Raw genomic sequence first — 16857 nt, 5'->3', positions numbered from 1 at the left:
TGCAAAGAACACTGGCCAACGCACGCCACACGTTCGACTACCGGTAGCGAATCCTTAATCATTCTTTCGCAAGTACCTCATGTCGACCGTTACCGCTTTCCTGTTTCCTCGCCCAGTTACTGACCGCGGTCAGAATCGCACAAGCGCCGATAAACGTGAAAGCTAGTGCTGTGGCCCATATCGACCCAAAAGCGTCGATTCTGGCGCTTCGAAGTGGGCGATTCTTCGCATACCTGACCTTGACATCCTGTCCGACCTTCATGCCGTAAATAAAGCCTTCTTGCGGATACGAAATCACCTCACCCTCCTGCGTCATGAAGTTGATCTGCGGATGGCTTCCTCCGGCGCTCAGGGCGACGACTCTGCCCGGCACAACAACCGAGCTTTGCACGACTTGCCATGTGGACAAAACGTTGATTAGCGCGGCGAACAGAAACGCACACCCGAGCACAAGCGATGCAAAAAATCTAAACATCAAAGATGAAACGTTTCGACAATTTCATTGCTGACACAGGCTAGTGCAAGTAGCCCACCATCAGACCGGCTCCCGCTCCTGCCTGCACACCCATGGTGAATCCCCCCATTAGCAGCAAGGCTGGCGCTTCGTCGAGAGCTCTTGCGGCAAGACCGGATAGGGCTGGGTTCATGATGCCCATCATCAGCGACACGGAGTTGATACCCAACAGCATCGCCGACCCGCCAAATCCACCGACCATACCGATTCCGGCATCCACATACACAGTGGCACCCCGGATATCTTCGCGACATAGCTCCTTTCCCGCAAAGGCGGGTGTCATCCACACGGCCCCTGCGCTGAGAAAGTCCTGCGACGAGCCGGCCCCTCCGAACTCATGTCCCTTGATCTGCGGCAGGCCGAATTTCGGCATTGTTATTCCTGTCGGCAAAAGCCGCTCCATAGGCAGGCCGACGCCTGCTCCGCCGTAATGAAAATCGCATGGTTGCAGCGCGGGATCCGTGAGCTGGATCCAACCGCCCGAGGCCACAATGAAATCCACTCCCGCGCCCGCGGTAGATCCAGTGGAATACCGCCACTGACTTCGCCTCAGCCACGACATGCTCTACCCCCTTTCATTCTCGTTCGTAGCCAACTCAACAAACCGGCAACCAGAAACCCACCGCCAAGGAGTGTGAGCAAGATCGGGCCAAACCAGATCGTGCCGACCTTATCCAGCGTCGCGCTCTGCAATGGCTCGTCTTCTGCATAGCGAACCTGCACGACTTCCCCCACTTTCATATCGAAGATGAATCCACCCTCGGGATAAGAGAGGCGCTCACCTCTTCGTGTCACAAACGCCACTTCCGGATGACTCCCGCCCGCATTCAGTGCGACAACCCGCCCGGGAACCACGACCGACGACAAAACAAAATGCCGGGTATTCATCGCCGTCAGCGACGCCGCGACAAGAAGCGCTGTTCCGATGGCAATCACAGTGAAGGCTCTAAACATCGCGCACCACGACTATTCCTCGCAATCCCATTGTTCGAGCAACTCCGTAGGAATGGCCCTGACGACATCCACGTACCGTTTCCCCACAAACCGTTCCGCGCGCTTCAGCAACACGGGGATTGGACTGCTCGGCTCGTGTTGCTCGAACCAGTATCGAGCTTCCCGGATACGCTCCAAAGCGCCCTCACGACCCACCGCGGCCACGTTGACGCCGTGGCTAACCGGCGCGGCGCGAGCGGCCGGCGGCAAAACGTTGTCATGCTCGACGCGCGTCTCCTCGTTCGACGATGCCGCCGCACCGGCATCGTCGGGCGACATTGCCTCCACCAATCCGTCAACTGACGCCACCGTCACGCGCGAGCGATCTCCCGCCACCCGCCGCAATAGCCGCGTGAGCGCAGCGAGGTCCGGCTGGTAGACGCCCAGATGCGCCTTGCACCAGGCATCGATGGACTCCAGACTCGCGAGCGCGTCATCGAAGCCGCGAAGCATGTCCGGCTGCTGGATGCGCAGATCTTCAAGTTGCCGCGTAACGGATTCGGGCGCGAGCGCATCGCCCGGCCGCGGATGAGCAAACGCGCGCTCGACGTCGCGCATCTGAAGGCGCGTGGCGGTGGAACGCGTCAACGCGATTTCCCGCAGGTCGGACAGCAATCCATCCGAATCTGTTAGCGCCTGCAAAGCGTTCATGCGGATTTCGAGCGCCGCTTCCTGATCGTCGTCGACACCGGGTTGGGGATGGAGCGCGCCGGGAAACGCGGCGAGCCATGCGGCCAACAACCCCAGCCCTTCCGCCAGTCCCGCCGCTGCCGCGAGCCTCGTGCGGCAACGCGTGAACAACACCGCGAGACGCATGTCCTTGCTGCGCATCATCAGACGTCGGCAATCGCGCTCGACCTCGCTCCAGTTCACCGGTTCCGGTATCCCCACGAAGTCGCCGTACTGCGCGTCCACTTTCACGACCATCTGCGCGGACAGCACGACAAATTCCGGGTCGTATTCGAGGTCGGCCCCGCACGGCGCGGCGGCGTCGACCGGTGACATCCAGTCGTGAGGCAGGGGTGGGACGGCCTTGACCGCCGACACCTTTGCCGTCGCTTGTCTCTTGCTGCTATTCATCTCGTCCCTTCACTTGCGGCGTGACCCGACGCTTGTCCGCCGCGTCGATACGTTGTTTCGCGAACGTGCCGGCATAGCGTTCGGGCTCGAAGCGCATGCCGGTAATCGGCTCGCCGCTGGGCGAGCGACCGAGCCATCCCGACCAGCCCAATTGCTGCGGGCCGCCCATCACGGCAGGCGGCGCGCTTTGTGCGCGGATGCGCAACTCCAGCTCCCATTCGAATTCGCGACCGATGAAACTCCGTACCCAATCGGCGAGTTGCGGCAGATCCGCACCGCGAGGCGTAAAGCGCAGGTATTCGTCGATATCGACCGGGCCGACGACGATCCGGAAACGGTGCTGACGATCCGGCACCTGCTCACCGAGCATCGCGCCGTCGCCCATCGTCGCCGCGGCACCAGGCTTGCCGATATAGCTGTGATCGTCGGCGGCAACGTCGATCCAGTTAAAAACGAACTCCTCGATCGCGACGGGAACGCCGAAATACCGCTCGAGCGTCATGCGTAAGCCATCCGGGTTGCGGGCTTCACGCACGAGATTCGCAGACGCGGCAAGTTGCGCGTGTGCGGGCAAATCGCGCTGCCCAATCTCGCGCGTATCCTGGCCGGTCAGGCTCGCGACATAAAAGGAGAATCGTTCGCTATCGGGCCCGGCACGGTCGAGTCCAGCGGTCGCCTGTGCGTCGGCCCACGCGCGGTACAACAGCGTGAGGTAGCGATGGTGAAAAATATCGAGGAAATGGACCAACGTAGTATCGCGCCTGCTTTCTTCACGCTCCCTGGCAATCTCCGTCATGTGGATAGGCAGCGGCCCATTCGGCCCAAGCATGCCGAGCGCGAACAGACGAATATGCAGGCGCCCGCCGAGTTGGCCCACACTGGCGATCTCACGCGGCGCGAATGCAAGGCTCGGCTTCTGGCCTAGCCGGAATGGTTCGGCACGCGGACGCCGCGCCTTGCCGATCGCATCGATACGCACATCGGCACCAATGCGGCGCATCAGCGAAAAAAATCCGAAATGCCATGGCTGCGTCTGCAGCCGCTCAACTGCATCCGCCGATAACGCCGTGTCGCGCAGCGTTGACGTGAATAAGGCCCGCTCCATCAAGCCACTCCGCGTGTGCCCATGCGCACGGGCCAGCGCATCAATTGGCCGCGCTGCATTGAGTGAAGCTCGGTCTGCGTGAACGAATTGATGGATACGTGCCGTGCCAGATAGTGCTCGAGAATCAGCCCGAACAGGTATGGGCTCAAACCGGAAAAGCCGGTTTCATCGACCGTCAACTGACATTCGATGCCGCGACCGAACACCAGCGGGCCGCCACCGGGCAGTTTCCTCGCGACCGGCCGCGTCTTCACGCCGACGAGGCTTTCCACCTGACGCCGCGGTCCCACGTCGTCGCCGGTGAGGAACAGGCGCAGCATGTCGCGCACACCCTGCCCGCCAGGCCGGTGATCCATGTCCTCCAGCGGCAAATAGTTGAAGCTCAGTTGCCGGATAAGCCGCCATGCGGTTTCGCGCTCGGCAAACGGCGCGCGAGGCGCACTCGGCGCACGAATCAAGCCGACGCTGATCGCGGGCACCGAATCAACGGCGTCCAGATCGTCCACGCCGTTGCGCGGCAACAGATTCGGCAAGTCGCGATTGGTCAGCCAGGCGTCGATCGACAGATAACGCATTCCTTCGTGATAGGGCGCTTCCTGCTGGTCGACCAGCGACACGAACACTTCTGTTCCAATGTACGGTGTGCGCGTGCCGTAGCGGCGGGCCGAGTCCGATAACAACCGGCGTTCGCGGCGCAGCGAAAAATAGCGCCCGTGGTTGCCTTCGTCATTGTTCAGCGTTTGATACAACGGCCGGAAGGCGAATTCCGTCGACTTCTTGCCGACCTGCGCCGTGAGCGCTTCGACCGAATAGACTTCGTAGTCGAGCGGCGCGCTGCGCTTCGGAACCAGATGGAACTCAGTGCTAGCCGTATTCAATTCGATGCGCTGCGCTTTGCGCGGAAACAGATTGATCACGGGTGTGCAGAACAGCGCGAAACGCGAGGCGTCGACAAGGCCGATCAGCCGGTCCGGCGACTGATCTAGCAGCACGACGATCTCGACTTCATGGCCTTTTGCCTTGCTCAGCCCTTCGCGCAGCCCGGTCAGCGTGAAAAAATAAAAGCGACTCGGACATGCGAAATATTCGTGCAGAAGATTGTGACCATGGAATTTCGACCAGGTAAGCGGCAGCAACCCCTGATCGATGCCAAGCCCCTCGTGTGCGACCGCGCCATGTGTGACCGCACAGAAGGGACGCGCCGCGTCGCCGAAACACCCAGGCTCGCCCGTGATCGACGCAACGCCTGCCGCGTGAAGCAGTTCGAACAGATGCGACGCAACCTGCTCATCTCCGGCGAGATAGACCGGCAATCGGTCGAGTCCGCGCAGCTCGGCGATTTTGGCCTCGCCCATGGAACGCAACCGCAGCCGCAATGCGCCACGCACTTGCGTATGGGGCGGCACAAAGCGGTCGAGCATGGGAATGTCCGGCGGAATCCCCGTCAGTTCTGCATGGGTAATCTCGAGCGGATACAGCGCGACGTCCTGGCCCGTGCGGAATTCGCACAGTGTGTCCTCCCCCGGCGACTTCTTGCCCGTGAGCATGCTGCCGCGCGGCACAGGGAAGCCTTCGACGAGGTTACCTTCGCTCGGACTCGGATAGAAACGCGCGACCGCCATGGACGGCGTCGGTGCCACATAGTTCGGGTAGATCACCTCGAGCAGACGTCCCGTGAAGCGCGGGAATTCCGCGTCGAGCTTGAGTTGCATACGCGCCGCCATGAAGCTGAACGACTCGATCAGCCGTTCGACGTACGGATCGGTCATCTCGCCGGCCTGCATGCCGAGCCGGCGTGCGACCTTCGGATGCAGTTGCGCAAACTCGCCCGCCAGTTCGCGTACATACATCAGTTCCTGGTTGTAGTAATCGAGGAGTCGCGGATCCATAACAATGTCCTGTGTTCAACGAGCCGCTGCGTGCAGGCGGCTCGTTTCAAGGTCGAGCGAGCTTTGCACCATGAACTCGAGCGGATAGGGGTCCATGCGGATCATTCCGCGGATCTCGAACGCAAGGTGGTTGTAGTGACTCTGGCTATCGACATCCGTGAGGGGCACGACCTGCACCGTATGTGCAATCAGGCGTGGCTCGAAGTCGTGTATGGCGCCCCGTATCACCTGCTCGATCTTTGCCCATTTGTGCGACGCCATGAACGCCCCTGCGAGCGGCGGCACGCCAAAGTTGATGGTCGATGCGGCCGCGTATGAATGCCGCTTCCGATCGATCAGGTCTTCGATGCTGGTCGCGTTGAGCAGAAACGCAAGATCGCGCTGGATGATGTCGCGCATCTGCGCGCGGCTGACCGCATAGTCGCCGGGTGCCTCGGTCTGCCGGTGCGGTGCGTCGTCGCGCAGCCGATCGAACAGCGTGGGCAGCAGCTGTGCGTCGGCCTGGCGCGGCGCGGACTCCGTTCGGTCCGGCTCATGACGTTTGCGGCTCATCGCTGCACTCCTGCCGCCACACCCGAGTGTGCGGCGCCGTCCACTGCGGCGGGACCAAACGAACAGTCAGCCAATTCGAACAGATCGAAATCGGCCACGCTTGTCGTCCAGGTCTTACGGCCAGATGCAATGACGGCGGTGCGCCCCGACTCATGCCAAACGGTCTCATGTCCGAGTTGCAGCGTTTCGCCAAGGACAGGTGACCCATGGGCGGCGAGCGGGTAACGTGCCGGCATGAAGCCGCGCACCACCGCGCCGTCGATCAGCGACAGCGTGCACGGCGCCCACACGAGGTCGAGTAGCGTCGACGGCCTTTCGATCCGCCAACTGGCGAGATCCGCCAGCGAAAGCCAGCGATAGCGCCCCGCGGTAATTAGCTCACAGACCGGGCCCAACCGCGAATCGCTGTCGGCGATCCATTCAAAATGCTGATTCGAGGTGTGCCCGGGGACCAGCGGAGCGAGATTCAACGCGCGCTCCCGGGCGTCATCCGACGCGTTCTGTTGTCCTTGCGCGGACAGTTTGAGTGCACTGACCATGCCATGTATCCACGCGGGCGCGTCGCCGAATATCCACCCCGGCTCCTGCTGCCCGGCCATGACTTTTGCGCGCCAGTGCTCCGCGCGAATCAGGTCTCGACAGGCTTGCGCGACGGACGCCTGCGACGGCTCCAATTGGGCAAAAACCTGGAGTTGCTGGATGGCGCGCGTCCACTGGTACGTGATACATAGCCACTTGAACAACATCCAGCGATGCGTGGCCAACGTCGGCTGACTACGAATGTTCGCCTCGACCATTTCGATCCGCGCTGCCGGCGACCACTGGCGATCCTGGCTCGCGAAAACATCGTGTAGCGGTTGAGCGGTCATTCGTTGGACTCGTGGTGAATGTGAGGGTTCAGAGCGGCTAGCGGGCTGTCTATCGCGAGCGTGTGATGGTCCCGCCGCGCGACCGGCGGCGGCGCCGTTTCCACGCGGCGCGCCGCCGACGCGTGATATTCGGCTGGTGCGAACAGGCGAAGGATTTCCGGCACCGCGTCGTGCCCGGTCAGATCCGACACGCTGCCCTCGTGCAACGCATCGAAGGCTTCCTCGAGCACGTCGATGTCGGATAGCAGACTGTGGATTGAACTTGAATCATCCTCGGCGTGGGCTCGTTCACCCATCGCCTCTTTGCCCAATCCGGGTATCCCGTTTGCAGACGACCCGACCCATTCCGAGTTGGGCAGGAAGTACGGCGATTCGAGCGCGTGGTAATACTGTTCATTGAGCGTGGCGAGAAGATCGTCCCGATCGGTATGTGTCGACGCGCCCGGCCGCTCGTATGCCGACGTGTCACACGCAGCGTTCGTCGACGAACCCAGCAACTCGAAGATAGCCTCGCTCGACTCCGGTGAGCAGTCGCTGCGATCCGAGCCGGCCAGCCCTTGACGTTCCATACGTGATTGCCCATGAACCTGCCCGCGTGAACCCATGTGAATCCAGGACGGGTCACGATGCAGAGCACCCCGATCAGCGGTTGCGCGCGACGGCTTGCCAAGAACTTTGCGAAAGTAAGTATGAAATGCCATTGCCTGACGCCCAGCAGGTCCATGCTGACCTGCACCCGCTATACCGAACAGAACGGAATTAACGCATGACTACGCAATTGATGTCCATCGTAAATTTCGTCAGAAATGTTTAAAAAATAGAGATCTAATTCGAGATAAATTAAACGATAATCAAAAATAAAAGTAATCTGACATACGTCCAGCGCCAACAAGCCAGATTTATCCTACACAGAGGGAAGTTTCAATCGAATGCGTGGAAATCTCCCAACGTCAAACAAGCCGAACTCCCACAACAAAGACGATAATTTTCAATGATTTAACTTATATTTTTATCTCAACAACTCACAGAACAGGATAACTCCACATTTGTTGCCGATCAAAAAATTCACGAATTACAAAAAAATAAAAATGACCTGCGCACATTGACTGATCCAAACTTCAAGTCCGATAATTCAAAAACACCATTAAACGGAGACGGGTTAGAAAACTGCCGAATTACATAACGAAAGCGAAGCGTTTGGCCGCATAAGGCAATTCGTCTAAATAGCTTCCATTTACACTCGTGCAGGCACAATTCCAATCAGTCATCCTAACAAACCACACGAGACCAGTTCATGACGATTTCCCGCCAGGCACTCTTTGGCAAGCTCGGGGCCACACTCTTCCGCAGCATCGAATCCGCTACCGCATTTTGCAAGCTGCGTGGCAACCCGTATGTGGAGCTTGTCCATTGGCTGCATCAATTGCTGCAATTGCCGGACAGCGACATGCACCGCATTGCCCGGCATGCGGGAATCGAACGTGAAACACTGGAACGCGATCTCGCACTGGCGCTCGCTGCCTTGCCCGCAGGCGCCAGTTCGATCAGCGACATCTCGCACCATATTGAACTGGCCGTCGAGCGAGCATGGGTGCTTGCCACGCTCGATTTCGGCGACCGCCGGATACGCGGCGCGTGGTTGCTTGCAGCACTGCTTGGCACGCCGGAACTGCGTCGGGTACTGCTTTCGGCTTCGCCCGCATTCGCACGCATCCCGGCCGATGCGCCGCGCGACGAACTGATTGCCTGGATCGACGGCTCGCCCGAGTCCTCCGACGCGCCGTACGACAACACGGACTTCTCCGCCGCGGTGCCGGGCGAGGCTTCGCAGGCATTGCCCGCAGGTTCGAAGCGCTCGCCAATCGAGCAGTACTGCAGCGACCTGAGCGCGCGAGCACGCGCAGGTGAAATCGACATCGTGACAGGACGCGAGCAGGAGATTCGCACGATCGTCGATATCCTGCTGCGCCGCCGTCAAAACAACCCGCTGCTCACTGGCGAGGCCGGTGTCGGCAAAACCGCTGTCGTAGAAGGGCTCGCACTTGCCATCGCTAATGGCGACGTGCCGCCCGCGCTGGCCGACGTGCGGCTCATGACGCTCGACGTCGGTGCATTGCTGGCTGGTGCGAGTATGAAAGGGGAATTCGAGTCGCGGCTCAAAGGCGTGCTCGAAGCCGCTTTACGGTCCACCACACCCATCATTCTGTTCGTCGACGAAATCCACACGCTCGTCGGCGCGGGCGGTCAGGCCGGCACCGGCGACGCCGCCAATCTTCTCAAGCCGGCCCTCGCGCGAGGCGCGGTGCGCATGATCGGAGCGACGACCTGGTCGGAGTACAAGCGGCACATCGAAAAAGATCCCGCTCTCACTCGGCGCTTCCAGGTACTGCAGGTCGCCGAGCCGCAGGAAGCCGCAGCAATCGACATGGTGCGAGGACTGGCCAACACGTTTTCGAAGCACCACGGCGTGATTGTCCGAGACGAAGCGATCCGCGCCGCCGTTACGTTGTCCCATCGCTATATTCCTTCGCGGCAGTTGCCCGATAAGGCGATCAGTCTGCTCGACACCGCATGCGCACGCGTGGCGCTCTCACAGCATGCGCCGCCGCGCGAACTGCAAGACGTGCGTCAACGACTTCAGGCGGCGCGCGTCGAGTGTAGTCTGCTCGAACGGGAGGCGCGTATCGGACTCCATGCGGAGGAGGCGTTGAGTGCCGCCAGGGCGCGCATCGGTACGCTCTCCACGGAGGAAAGCGCAATCGACGCACATTGGAGGGCCCAGCTCGCAGCCGCACAGGCGTTAGCCAGCGCCCGCGACGCCCTCCTTACCCAGCTTGTCCCGGATCACGCTGGTGCTGTGCCGTCCCTCGCGACACTCGGCCAGCTTGAGCACAGCCTCCGTGACCTTCAGGGTGAGACGCCACTTGTTTTCCCGGAAGTAGATGAAACGATCATCGCGAAAATCGTCTCGGACTGGACCGGCATTCCCGTCGGCCGCATGGTAACGAATGAAGTTGCGGCTGTGCGCGCTTTGCCCGAAACACTCGCCGCCCGCGTGATCGGGCAAAGCGATGCATTGCGCCAGATCGGTGAGCGAGTGCAAACGGCGCGTGCGGGTCTTACCGACCCACGCAAGCCACTCGGCGTGTTTCTGCTGGCTGGGCCGTCCGGCGTCGGCAAGACGGAAACGGCGCTTGCACTGGCCGAAGCCCTGTATGGCGGTGAGCAGAACCTGATCACGATCAACATGAGCGAGTATCAGGAGGCACACACGGTCTCCGGACTCAAGGGCGCGCCGCCCGGATACGTCGGCTACGGTGAAGGCGGCGTGCTGACAGAAGCCGTCCGCCGGCGCCCGTATGCGGTTGTTCTGCTCGACGAGATCGAAAAGGCGCATCACGACGTACATGAAATGTTCTTCCAGGTGTTCGACAAAGGCTACATGGAAGACGGTGACGGACGCTACATCGACTTCCGCAATACCACGATCCTTTTGACCAGCAATGCCGGTTCCGAGTTGACAGCGAGCCTATGCGCGGACGCCACACTCGCACCCGATCAGGACGCCCTGCGTGAAGCGTTAGCACCTGAGTTGCTGAAAGTATTTCCCGCAGCCTTCCTCGGACGCGTGACCGTCGTGCCGTATCGCCCACTGGTCCACGCGTCGCTCGCCAGCATCGTGCGTCTGCATATGAACCGTGTCGTGCGGCGTATGGCCGACAGTCATGGCATTGCGCTGTATTACAACGAACAGGTGATCGACTACATCGTCAGCCGCTGCCTCGTGCAGGAGACCGGCGCTCGGGTGATGATCGGGTTTATCGAACAACACGTTCTGCCGAGACTGTCCGCTCTCTGGCTCGGCGCATTCTCGTCGAAGCAAGCCCTCTCGAGCATCGAAATCCACGTCGGCGACAGCAACGCCGCGCCCGCTGCCGCATTCGTCTTTGCATCTGCCAACAAGACAGCGCTCAGCGAGAGCATTTCCCCGGTTTCTGTCGGCGAGACTCATTAAACCTGCCGGCCATTTCCCACGCTTACGGAGTCATGCATGTCCGTTTCAAACAGTTCGCAGAAGTTCATCGCGCGCAACCGTGCGCCGCGCGTCCAGATCGAGTACGACGTCGAGATCTACGGTTCCGAGAAAAAGGTGGAACTGCCATTCGTGATGGGCGTGCTCGCCGATCTGTCCGGCAAGCCGGTCGAACCGCTGCCGGCCGTCGCGGATCGCCGCTTCCTCGACATTGATATCGACAACTTCGACGAGCGCATGAAAGCGCTCAAGCCACGCGTCGCATTCGCTGTGCCGAATACGCTCACGGGCGAGGGCCAGTTGATGGTCGACATGACATTCGAAAGCATGGAGGACTTCTCGCCGGCCGCCGTCGCAAGCAAGGTCGAGCCCTTGAATCGCCTGCTCGACGCGCGTACCCAACTGGCCAATCTGCAAACCTATATGGACGGCAAGTCCGGCGCCGAAGCGCTCGTCAACAAGCTGCTGGCTGATCCGGCCTTGCTGAAAGCGCTCGCCGCCGTGCCGAAGCCGAAGGTTATCAACGAGACAGAACACAGCCATACCGACAAGGCGTCGAACTGACCGCCGCTACTGGCGAAGGCACACCGGCAAGAACGACTCAAGAACGACCTAAGAACGACCCAAGAACCACAGAGACACACAATGACAACACAGCAGGTAAAGGCGACGGCAACCGCAACTGCCGCGCATTCACAGACCGACTTTTCGCAGTTGCTCGCGCAGGAATTTCGCCCCAAGACCGCTGCGGCTCGCGACGCGGTCGAATACGCGGTTCAAACGCTAGCCGAGCAGGCACTGCAACAGTCGATCATCATCAGCGACGACGCCTACAAGAGCATCGAAGCGATCATCGCGCAAATCGATCACAAGCTGTCGGAGCAGATCAACCTGATTCTCCACCACAACGATTTCCAGAAACTGGAATCGGCGTGGCGCGGTCTGCATCATCTGGTGTCGAACACCGAAACGGACGAGCGGCTGAAGATCCGCTTCATGGACGTGTCGAAGGAGGAACTGCGTCGCACGATGAAGCGCTACAAGGGTCTCGCATGGGATCAGAGTCCGCTTTTCAAGCAGATTTACGAAGAAGAATATGGCCAACTCGGCGGCGAACCATACGGCTGCCTCGTTGCTGACTATTACTTCGACCACACACCGCCCGACGTCGACCTGCTCGGCTCGATTGCAAAAATCTCCGCAGCCGCGCATACGCCGTTTATCTCGGGGGCCTCGCCCTCGGTGCTGCAGATGGAATCGTGGCAGGAACTCGCCAACCCGCGCGATCTGACGAAAATCTTTGCGCAAAATCTCGAGTACGCGCCGTGGAATTCCCTGCGCAATACGGAAGATGCGCGTTATATCGGGTTGGCAATGCCGCGCTTCCTGTCGCGTCTGCCGTACGGCGCGCAGACGAACCCGGTCGATGAATTCGACTTCGAGGAAGACACCAACGGTCCCGATCACCGCAACTATGCGTGGGCCAACGCGGCCTACGCCATGGGCGTAAACATCAACCGGTCGTTCAAGCTGTATGGCTGGTGCTCGCTGATTCGCGGCGTCGAATCGGGCGGCACGGTCGAGAGCTTGCCGTGCCACACGTTCCCGACCGACGACGGCGGCATCGACATGAAGTGCCCGACGGAAATCGCAATCTCGGACCGTCGCGAAGCGGAACTGTCGAAGAACGGTTTTATTCCACTTGTGCACCGTAAAAACACCGACCACGCGACCTTCATCGGCGCCCAGTCGGTGCAGAAGCCCGCCGAATACCACGATCCGGATGCGACTGCCAACGCCAACCTGTCGGCGCGGCTGCCGTATCTGTTCGCCTGCTCGCGATTCGCCCACTACCTGAAGTGCATTGTGCGCGACAAGATCGGGACGTTCCGCGAGCGCGAGGATATGCAGCGCTGGCTCAACGAATGGATCATGAACTACGTCGACGCGGATCCGGCGAATTCATCGCAGGAAACCAAAGCGCGCCGCCCACTGGCGGCGGCCGAGGTGGTCGTCGAGGATGTCGAAGGCAATCCCGGCTACTACCAGGCGAAGTTCTTCCTGCGTCCGCACTTTCAGCTCGAAGGCCTCACGGTGTCACTGCGTCTCGTTGCGCGACTGCCTTCCGTGAAGGAAGCGGCCTGATCGATCGCTGCCAGAACGCCGCCGGCCGCCGTGTAATCCAGCCGGCGATGCCGGCGGTCATTCTGGATGCGTCGGCCATTAACAAAAAAGGAGTCTCTCAGATGTCTTCGCTACGGTTTGATGGGCGTACACACCAGATTGCGCTAGTTGATTCTGGTGGCAATACGACCGGCACCTGGGCTGCGTACAACAACGTCGACAGTCATGCCACGATTCGTCACATTCAGAACGGCGTCTACACAGTCCAAGACCGGGTGATACCTCACCCTCACGCTGCGTCCGCCAATGGCCCCTATGGGCTACATGGCATTGTTCGCTTCAACGTGCCCGGTCATCCCGGCATCGGCGTTCATTCGGGACGAGCCAACGCGACTCATTTGGCGGGTCCGCAACATCCGACCATGGGTTGCATCCGAACGACGGACGACGCAATGAACGCCATCGGCAATCTGATGAGAACGGACGCGCTGACCACCGTCGAAGTTGTCGGCAACGACAGCATGGGTGCGCATGCCGCGTCCCGGCGCAACCGTCACGCCAGCCTTCATGGGCGCAGTCATGGTTAGGCTTCCAATTCGTGGCGCTATGTTCAGGCCGATCGCATGTCTCGTTGCGGTGCTCGGTTTCCTGTCAATGTCATTGGCCTACGGTAAGGCTTGCACCGAGCATGACGCAGTCGGTGCGGACGCGATGGTTGACAAGATCACCACCTGGAACGCGGCGAACGTCGCGTTCACGAAGTACGGACAGTGCGACGACGGCGACATCGCGGAGGGGTATTCGGAGGCGATTGCGCGACTACTGGTGGATCGGTGGAATACATTGCCGCGACTTGGTCAATTGATCAAGCGCAATCCATCGCTCAAAGGCTTTGTGCTGCGTCATATCGACAGCACGCTGGATACGGCCGACCTCGACAAAATCAAAGGACTTTCCACGTCATCATGTCCGGCGGGCATGGAAACGTTCTGCAAGGCACTGACCCACGCCGTCGTGCAGACCGAACGGACAACGAAATGAAGTAGTGCGCCCGTCGCGCCGTAGCCAACGCCACAGCCATCGCGGTGCGCACGTGCACGCGTACGTCCGCAAGCGGTACGCAACTCGTCTGCGCAAAAAGAACTGTGGGCAGCCGAAGCGCCGCCAATACGCGGCGTTCACTGGCAAAGAGCATCGCTGATACGACGCGGCAGTCCCGCAACAAAGAGCAGTCTGTTTTTTCACTCACGGAGTTTTTAAATGGCACAGGACATTTTTATCAAGATCAACGGCATCGACGGCGAATCGCAGGATTCGGCGCACAAGAACGAAATCGAAGTGGCGAGCTGGGGCTGGCAAATCCTGCAGCAGTCGAACATGCACATGGGTTCGGGCGGCGGCGCGGGTAAGGCAACTGTCGAAGATCTGGCGTTCGAACACCTGGTCGATCGTGCAAGCCCGAACCTGATGAAGTATTGCCTGACCGGCAAGCACATCGACCAAGCCGTGCTGACCGTGCGCAAGGCAGGTGGCAATCCGCTCGAATACCTGAAGATCACGATGAACGACGTCATCGTTACGCAGGTTCATCCGTCGGGTAGCAACGCTGACAATGGCATCCGTGAACAGGTGCGCCTGTCATTCGCGAAGGTCAAGCAGGAATACGTCGTGCAGAACGCCCAGGGCGGCAGTGGCGGCGCCGTGACGGCAGGCTACGACATCAAGCTCAACAAGGAAGCTTAAGCGCTCCTGTCTTGCGAGGTCCGGCGTGCGCGCCGGACCTTATAACGCCCCACTTCCCTGTTCACTGCCGATGCGCCCGTCCACTCACGTCGTCGTACTTATCTGCGTGCTCGGACTCACCGCATGCGCGAGCAACGATCCCAAAGCCGTTCATGAACCCGTGAGGCTCGACCTGTCGATAACCGCCTCATCGAGCGTCAACCCCGATGACCAGAAACGCGCCGCGCCGATCGTGGTGCGCATTTACGAATTGAAAAACGCCGACGCGTTCACCGCCGCCGACTTTTTCTCGCTGCAGGACAAGGACAAAACCGTGCTCGCCGACGACCTAGTCGTGCGCGAGCAGTATCAGCTTCGTCCGGGAGAAAACAGGACGATCCAGCGCAACGCCGATCAGACCACGACCGCGCTCGGTGTCATCGCGGCCTACCGCGATCTGCCGAATTCCGTGTGGCGCGCCACCTGGACACTGCCGTCATCGCCACCGGCTGCGTGGTACCGGATCGCGCCAAAACTGAAGCTGACGATCAATCTCGATACCAGTGCGATCCGGATCACCGACGCACAAAAACAAAACAAGTAATGGACCACACGCATGAGTTGGTATAACAAGGTCACCTGGAGCGAAGGTCTGTTCCTGCGCCCTCAGCTTTTCCAGCAGCAGGAACGCTACCTCGAACATTTCGCTCACAAGCGCGCGGCGCCGCTTTCGCCTTTTTTCTTCGGCTTCTCTCACTACGCAATCGACAATGAGGCGCTCGCGCTCGGCAAAGTGATCCTGAAGTCCGCCAGCGGTGTATTCGCCGACGGCACGCCCTTCGATTCGCCGGGCAACACGCCGCCGCCCGCCCCGCTGACGGTACGGCCGGAGCATCTGGACCAGGTCATCCATCTTGCCGTGTCGATTCGCGTGCCCAACGCCGAAGAAACCACCTTCGACGAGTCCTCCCATTCGCTAGCCCGCTATGCCGTGTTCGACACGGACTTGCGCGATACGAACTCGGTCGGACAGGGTCCGAAAGCCGTTCAACTATCCAATCTGCGGCTGCGACTGGTGCCGCAGAAAGAGATGACCGACGCGTGGATCGGTCTACCCTTGACGCGAGTCAAGACGCTTCGCGCGGACGGCAGCATCGAACTCGACGACACCCTGGTCCCGCCGGTGTCGGGCTATGGCGCCAACGCGCTGCTCACGAGCTGGCTGGCGAAGGTCCACGACCTCACGCGCCTGCGTGCGGATGCGCTCGCCAAACGGCTGACCGGGAGCGACGGCCAGGCCGGCACGGTCGCGGAGGTCTCGGATTATCTGCTGCTGCAAACGCTCAACCGCTACGAACCGCTGTTGCAACACCTGCGCCGGGTTCCGGCCACCTCCCCCGCCGATCTCTACGCGCTGCTGCTCAGCATGGCGGGAGAACTCTCGACCTACGTGCGTCCGCAGACGCGCCGGCCGCTCGAAAGCCATCCGCCGTATCAGCACATCGAGCCGCATCTGTGCCTGAAGCCAGTGGTCGACGACACGCACTGGCTGCTCAACGCGGTCCTCGTACGCAGCGCGCAAAGCATTCCGTTTACCGATGCGGGATACGGCATGCGCAACGCGGTGGCCGATCCGGCGGAGATTCGCAGTTTCAGTTCGCTGGTCCTCGCCGTGTCGGCCCAGATGCCACCGGACGCGCTGGTCCAGCAATTCGCCATGCAGGCCAAGATGGGACCGTCCGAGCGTCTGCCGGATCTGGTGCGCTCGCACCTGCCGGGCATTGCGCTTCAGGCACTGCCCGTGCCGCCGCGGCAGATTCCATTCAACGCCGGCTACGTGTACTACGAACTCTCGCGAACGGGTCCGCTGTGGGAGACCGTTGCGCAGCATGGCGGCATTGCGCTGCATGTGGCGGGTGATTTCCCCGCACTCAGGCTGGAACTGTGGGGCGTGCGCTGATAAGCCGTGACTCACC

General features: G+C 60.6%; 17 protein-coding genes. 8 read left to right on the top strand and 9 right to left on the bottom strand.

The window, feature by feature from the left end; translation table 11 throughout:
- Positions 1 to 58: 58 nt before the first annotated feature.
- The 9 genes from ACFSNN_RS15780 to ACFSNN_RS15740 are packed head-to-tail and all read right to left on the bottom strand — an operon-like array spanning position 59 to position 7571.
- Positions 59 to 475, bottom strand: a complete 417-nt coding sequence (locus tag ACFSNN_RS15780; RefSeq protein WP_134456928.1) for a DUF3592 domain-containing protein — start codon at positions 473 to 475, stop codon at positions 59 to 61.
- 40 nt (positions 476 to 515) lie between these two features.
- On the bottom strand, positions 516 to 1016 hold the full coding sequence (locus ACFSNN_RS15775) for a hypothetical protein (protein WP_244322772.1): 501 nt from the start codon (positions 1014 to 1016) through the stop codon (positions 516 to 518).
- A 47-nt stretch (positions 1017 to 1063) separates the two neighbouring features.
- Complete coding sequence (locus ACFSNN_RS15770; RefSeq protein ID WP_166799247.1) at positions 1064 to 1450, bottom strand: DUF3592 domain-containing protein; 387 nt, start codon at positions 1448 to 1450, stop codon at positions 1064 to 1066.
- A 30-nt stretch (positions 1451 to 1480) separates the two neighbouring features.
- Positions 1481 to 2587, bottom strand: coding sequence for a type VI secretion system protein TssA (locus ACFSNN_RS15765; RefSeq protein ID WP_134456931.1), 1107 nt, complete (start codon positions 2585 to 2587; stop codon positions 1481 to 1483).
- Positions 2580 to 3692 (bottom strand): type VI secretion system baseplate subunit TssG, encoded by a 1113-nt coding sequence (tssG, locus tag ACFSNN_RS15760; protein ID WP_134456932.1) that lies wholly within the window; start codon positions 3690 to 3692, stop codon positions 2580 to 2582. Before tssG ends, ACFSNN_RS15765 begins: the two co-directional genes overlap by 8 nt.
- Positions 3692 to 5581 (bottom strand): type VI secretion system baseplate subunit TssF, encoded by a 1890-nt coding sequence (tssF, locus tag ACFSNN_RS15755; RefSeq protein WP_134456933.1) that lies wholly within the window; start codon positions 5579 to 5581, stop codon positions 3692 to 3694. Before tssF ends, tssG begins: the two co-directional genes overlap by 1 nt.
- 15 nt (positions 5582 to 5596) lie before the next feature.
- The gene (gene tssE / locus ACFSNN_RS15750; RefSeq protein WP_134456934.1) at positions 5597 to 6133 is read right to left on the bottom strand and encodes a type VI secretion system baseplate subunit TssE; all 537 of its coding nucleotides are present in this window, start codon (positions 6131 to 6133) and stop codon (positions 5597 to 5599) included.
- Positions 6130 to 7002: a type VI secretion system accessory protein TagJ gene (locus tag ACFSNN_RS15745; RefSeq protein WP_134456935.1), complete on the bottom strand. Its 873-nt coding sequence runs from the start codon at positions 7000 to 7002 to the stop codon at positions 6130 to 6132. Before ACFSNN_RS15745 ends, tssE begins: the two co-directional genes overlap by 4 nt.
- Entirely contained in the window at positions 6999 to 7571 is a 573-nt protein-coding gene (locus ACFSNN_RS15740) for a TagK domain-containing protein (RefSeq protein ID WP_166799248.1), read from the bottom strand. The genes ACFSNN_RS15745 and ACFSNN_RS15740 overlap by 4 nt, the downstream gene beginning before the upstream one ends.
- Before the next feature lie 725 nt (positions 7572 to 8296).
- Here ACFSNN_RS15740 and tssH point away from each other — a divergent pair.
- From tssH to tssK, 8 genes are all read left to right on the top strand, one after another.
- On the top strand, positions 8297 to 11017 hold the full coding sequence (gene tssH / locus ACFSNN_RS15735; protein ID WP_134456937.1) for a type VI secretion system ATPase TssH: 2721 nt from the start codon (positions 8297 to 8299) through the stop codon (positions 11015 to 11017).
- A 36-nt stretch (positions 11018 to 11053) separates the two neighbouring features.
- Positions 11054 to 11599 (top strand): type VI secretion system contractile sheath small subunit, encoded by a 546-nt coding sequence (gene tssB / locus ACFSNN_RS15730; protein WP_134456938.1) that lies wholly within the window; start codon positions 11054 to 11056, stop codon positions 11597 to 11599.
- Between the two features lie 81 nt (positions 11600 to 11680).
- Positions 11681 to 13180, top strand: coding sequence for a type VI secretion system contractile sheath large subunit (tssC, locus tag ACFSNN_RS15725; RefSeq protein WP_134456939.1), 1500 nt, complete (start codon positions 11681 to 11683; stop codon positions 13178 to 13180).
- Between the two features lie 101 nt (positions 13181 to 13281).
- Complete coding sequence (locus ACFSNN_RS15720) at positions 13282 to 13746, top strand: hypothetical protein (RefSeq protein WP_377690420.1); 465 nt, start codon at positions 13282 to 13284, stop codon at positions 13744 to 13746.
- Positions 13727 to 14200, top strand: a complete 474-nt coding sequence (locus ACFSNN_RS15715) for a hypothetical protein (protein WP_244322773.1) — start codon at positions 13727 to 13729, stop codon at positions 14198 to 14200. Before ACFSNN_RS15720 ends, ACFSNN_RS15715 begins: the two co-directional genes overlap by 20 nt.
- A 219-nt stretch (positions 14201 to 14419) precedes the next feature.
- A complete protein-coding gene (locus ACFSNN_RS15710) occupies positions 14420 to 14902 on the top strand; it encodes an Hcp family type VI secretion system effector (RefSeq protein ID WP_012431989.1) in 483 nt (160 codons plus the stop codon).
- A gap of 70 nt (positions 14903 to 14972) precedes the next feature.
- The gene (tssJ, locus tag ACFSNN_RS15705) at positions 14973 to 15485 is read left to right on the top strand and encodes a type VI secretion system lipoprotein TssJ (protein ID WP_134456940.1); all 513 of its coding nucleotides are present in this window, start codon (positions 14973 to 14975) and stop codon (positions 15483 to 15485) included.
- 12 nt (positions 15486 to 15497) lie between these two features.
- A complete protein-coding gene (tssK, locus tag ACFSNN_RS15700; RefSeq protein WP_134456941.1) occupies positions 15498 to 16841 on the top strand; it encodes a type VI secretion system baseplate subunit TssK in 1344 nt (447 codons plus the stop codon).
- The last annotated feature ends 16 nt before the right edge of the window (positions 16842 to 16857 follow it).

Origin of the sequence: Paraburkholderia dipogonis (genome assembly GCF_042680985.1) — a bacterium.
GTDB lineage: Bacteria > Pseudomonadota > Gammaproteobacteria > Burkholderiales > Burkholderiaceae > Paraburkholderia > Paraburkholderia phytofirmans.
This window is presented reverse-complemented; position numbering and strand designations above follow the sequence as displayed.

Coding starts and splice junctions, on each gene's coding strand:
- ACFSNN_RS15780 (WP_134456928.1), bottom strand. CDS start 475: ATGTTTAGATTTTTTGCATCGCTTGTGCTCGGGTGTGCGTTTCTGTTC.
- ACFSNN_RS15765 (WP_134456931.1), bottom strand. CDS start 2,587: ATGAATAGCAGCAAGAGACAAGCGACGGCAAAGGTGTCGGCGGTCAAG.
- tssG (WP_134456932.1), bottom strand. CDS start 3,692: ATGGAGCGGGCCTTATTCACGTCAACGCTGCGCGACACGGCGTTATCG.
- tssF (WP_134456933.1), bottom strand. CDS start 5,581: ATGGATCCGCGACTCCTCGATTACTACAACCAGGAACTGATGTATGTA.
- tssE (WP_134456934.1), bottom strand. CDS start 6,133: ATGAGCCGCAAACGTCATGAGCCGGACCGAACGGAGTCCGCGCCGCGC.
- ACFSNN_RS15745 (WP_134456935.1), bottom strand. CDS start 7,002: ATGACCGCTCAACCGCTACACGATGTTTTCGCGAGCCAGGATCGCCAG.
- ACFSNN_RS15740 (WP_166799248.1), bottom strand. CDS start 7,571: ATGGAACGTCAAGGGCTGGCCGGCTCGGATCGCAGCGACTGCTCACCG.
- tssH (WP_134456937.1), top strand. CDS start 8,297: ATGACGATTTCCCGCCAGGCACTCTTTGGCAAGCTCGGGGCCACACTC.
- tssB (WP_134456938.1), top strand. CDS start 11,054: ATGTCCGTTTCAAACAGTTCGCAGAAGTTCATCGCGCGCAACCGTGCG.
- tssC (WP_134456939.1), top strand. CDS start 11,681: ATGACAACACAGCAGGTAAAGGCGACGGCAACCGCAACTGCCGCGCAT.
- ACFSNN_RS15720 (WP_377690420.1), top strand. CDS start 13,282: ATGTCTTCGCTACGGTTTGATGGGCGTACACACCAGATTGCGCTAGTT.
- ACFSNN_RS15715 (WP_244322773.1), top strand. CDS start 13,727: ATGGGCGCAGTCATGGTTAGGCTTCCAATTCGTGGCGCTATGTTCAGG.
- ACFSNN_RS15710 (WP_012431989.1), top strand. CDS start 14,420: ATGGCACAGGACATTTTTATCAAGATCAACGGCATCGACGGCGAATCG.
- tssJ (WP_134456940.1), top strand. CDS start 14,973: ATGCGCCCGTCCACTCACGTCGTCGTACTTATCTGCGTGCTCGGACTC.
- tssK (WP_134456941.1), top strand. CDS start 15,498: ATGAGTTGGTATAACAAGGTCACCTGGAGCGAAGGTCTGTTCCTGCGC.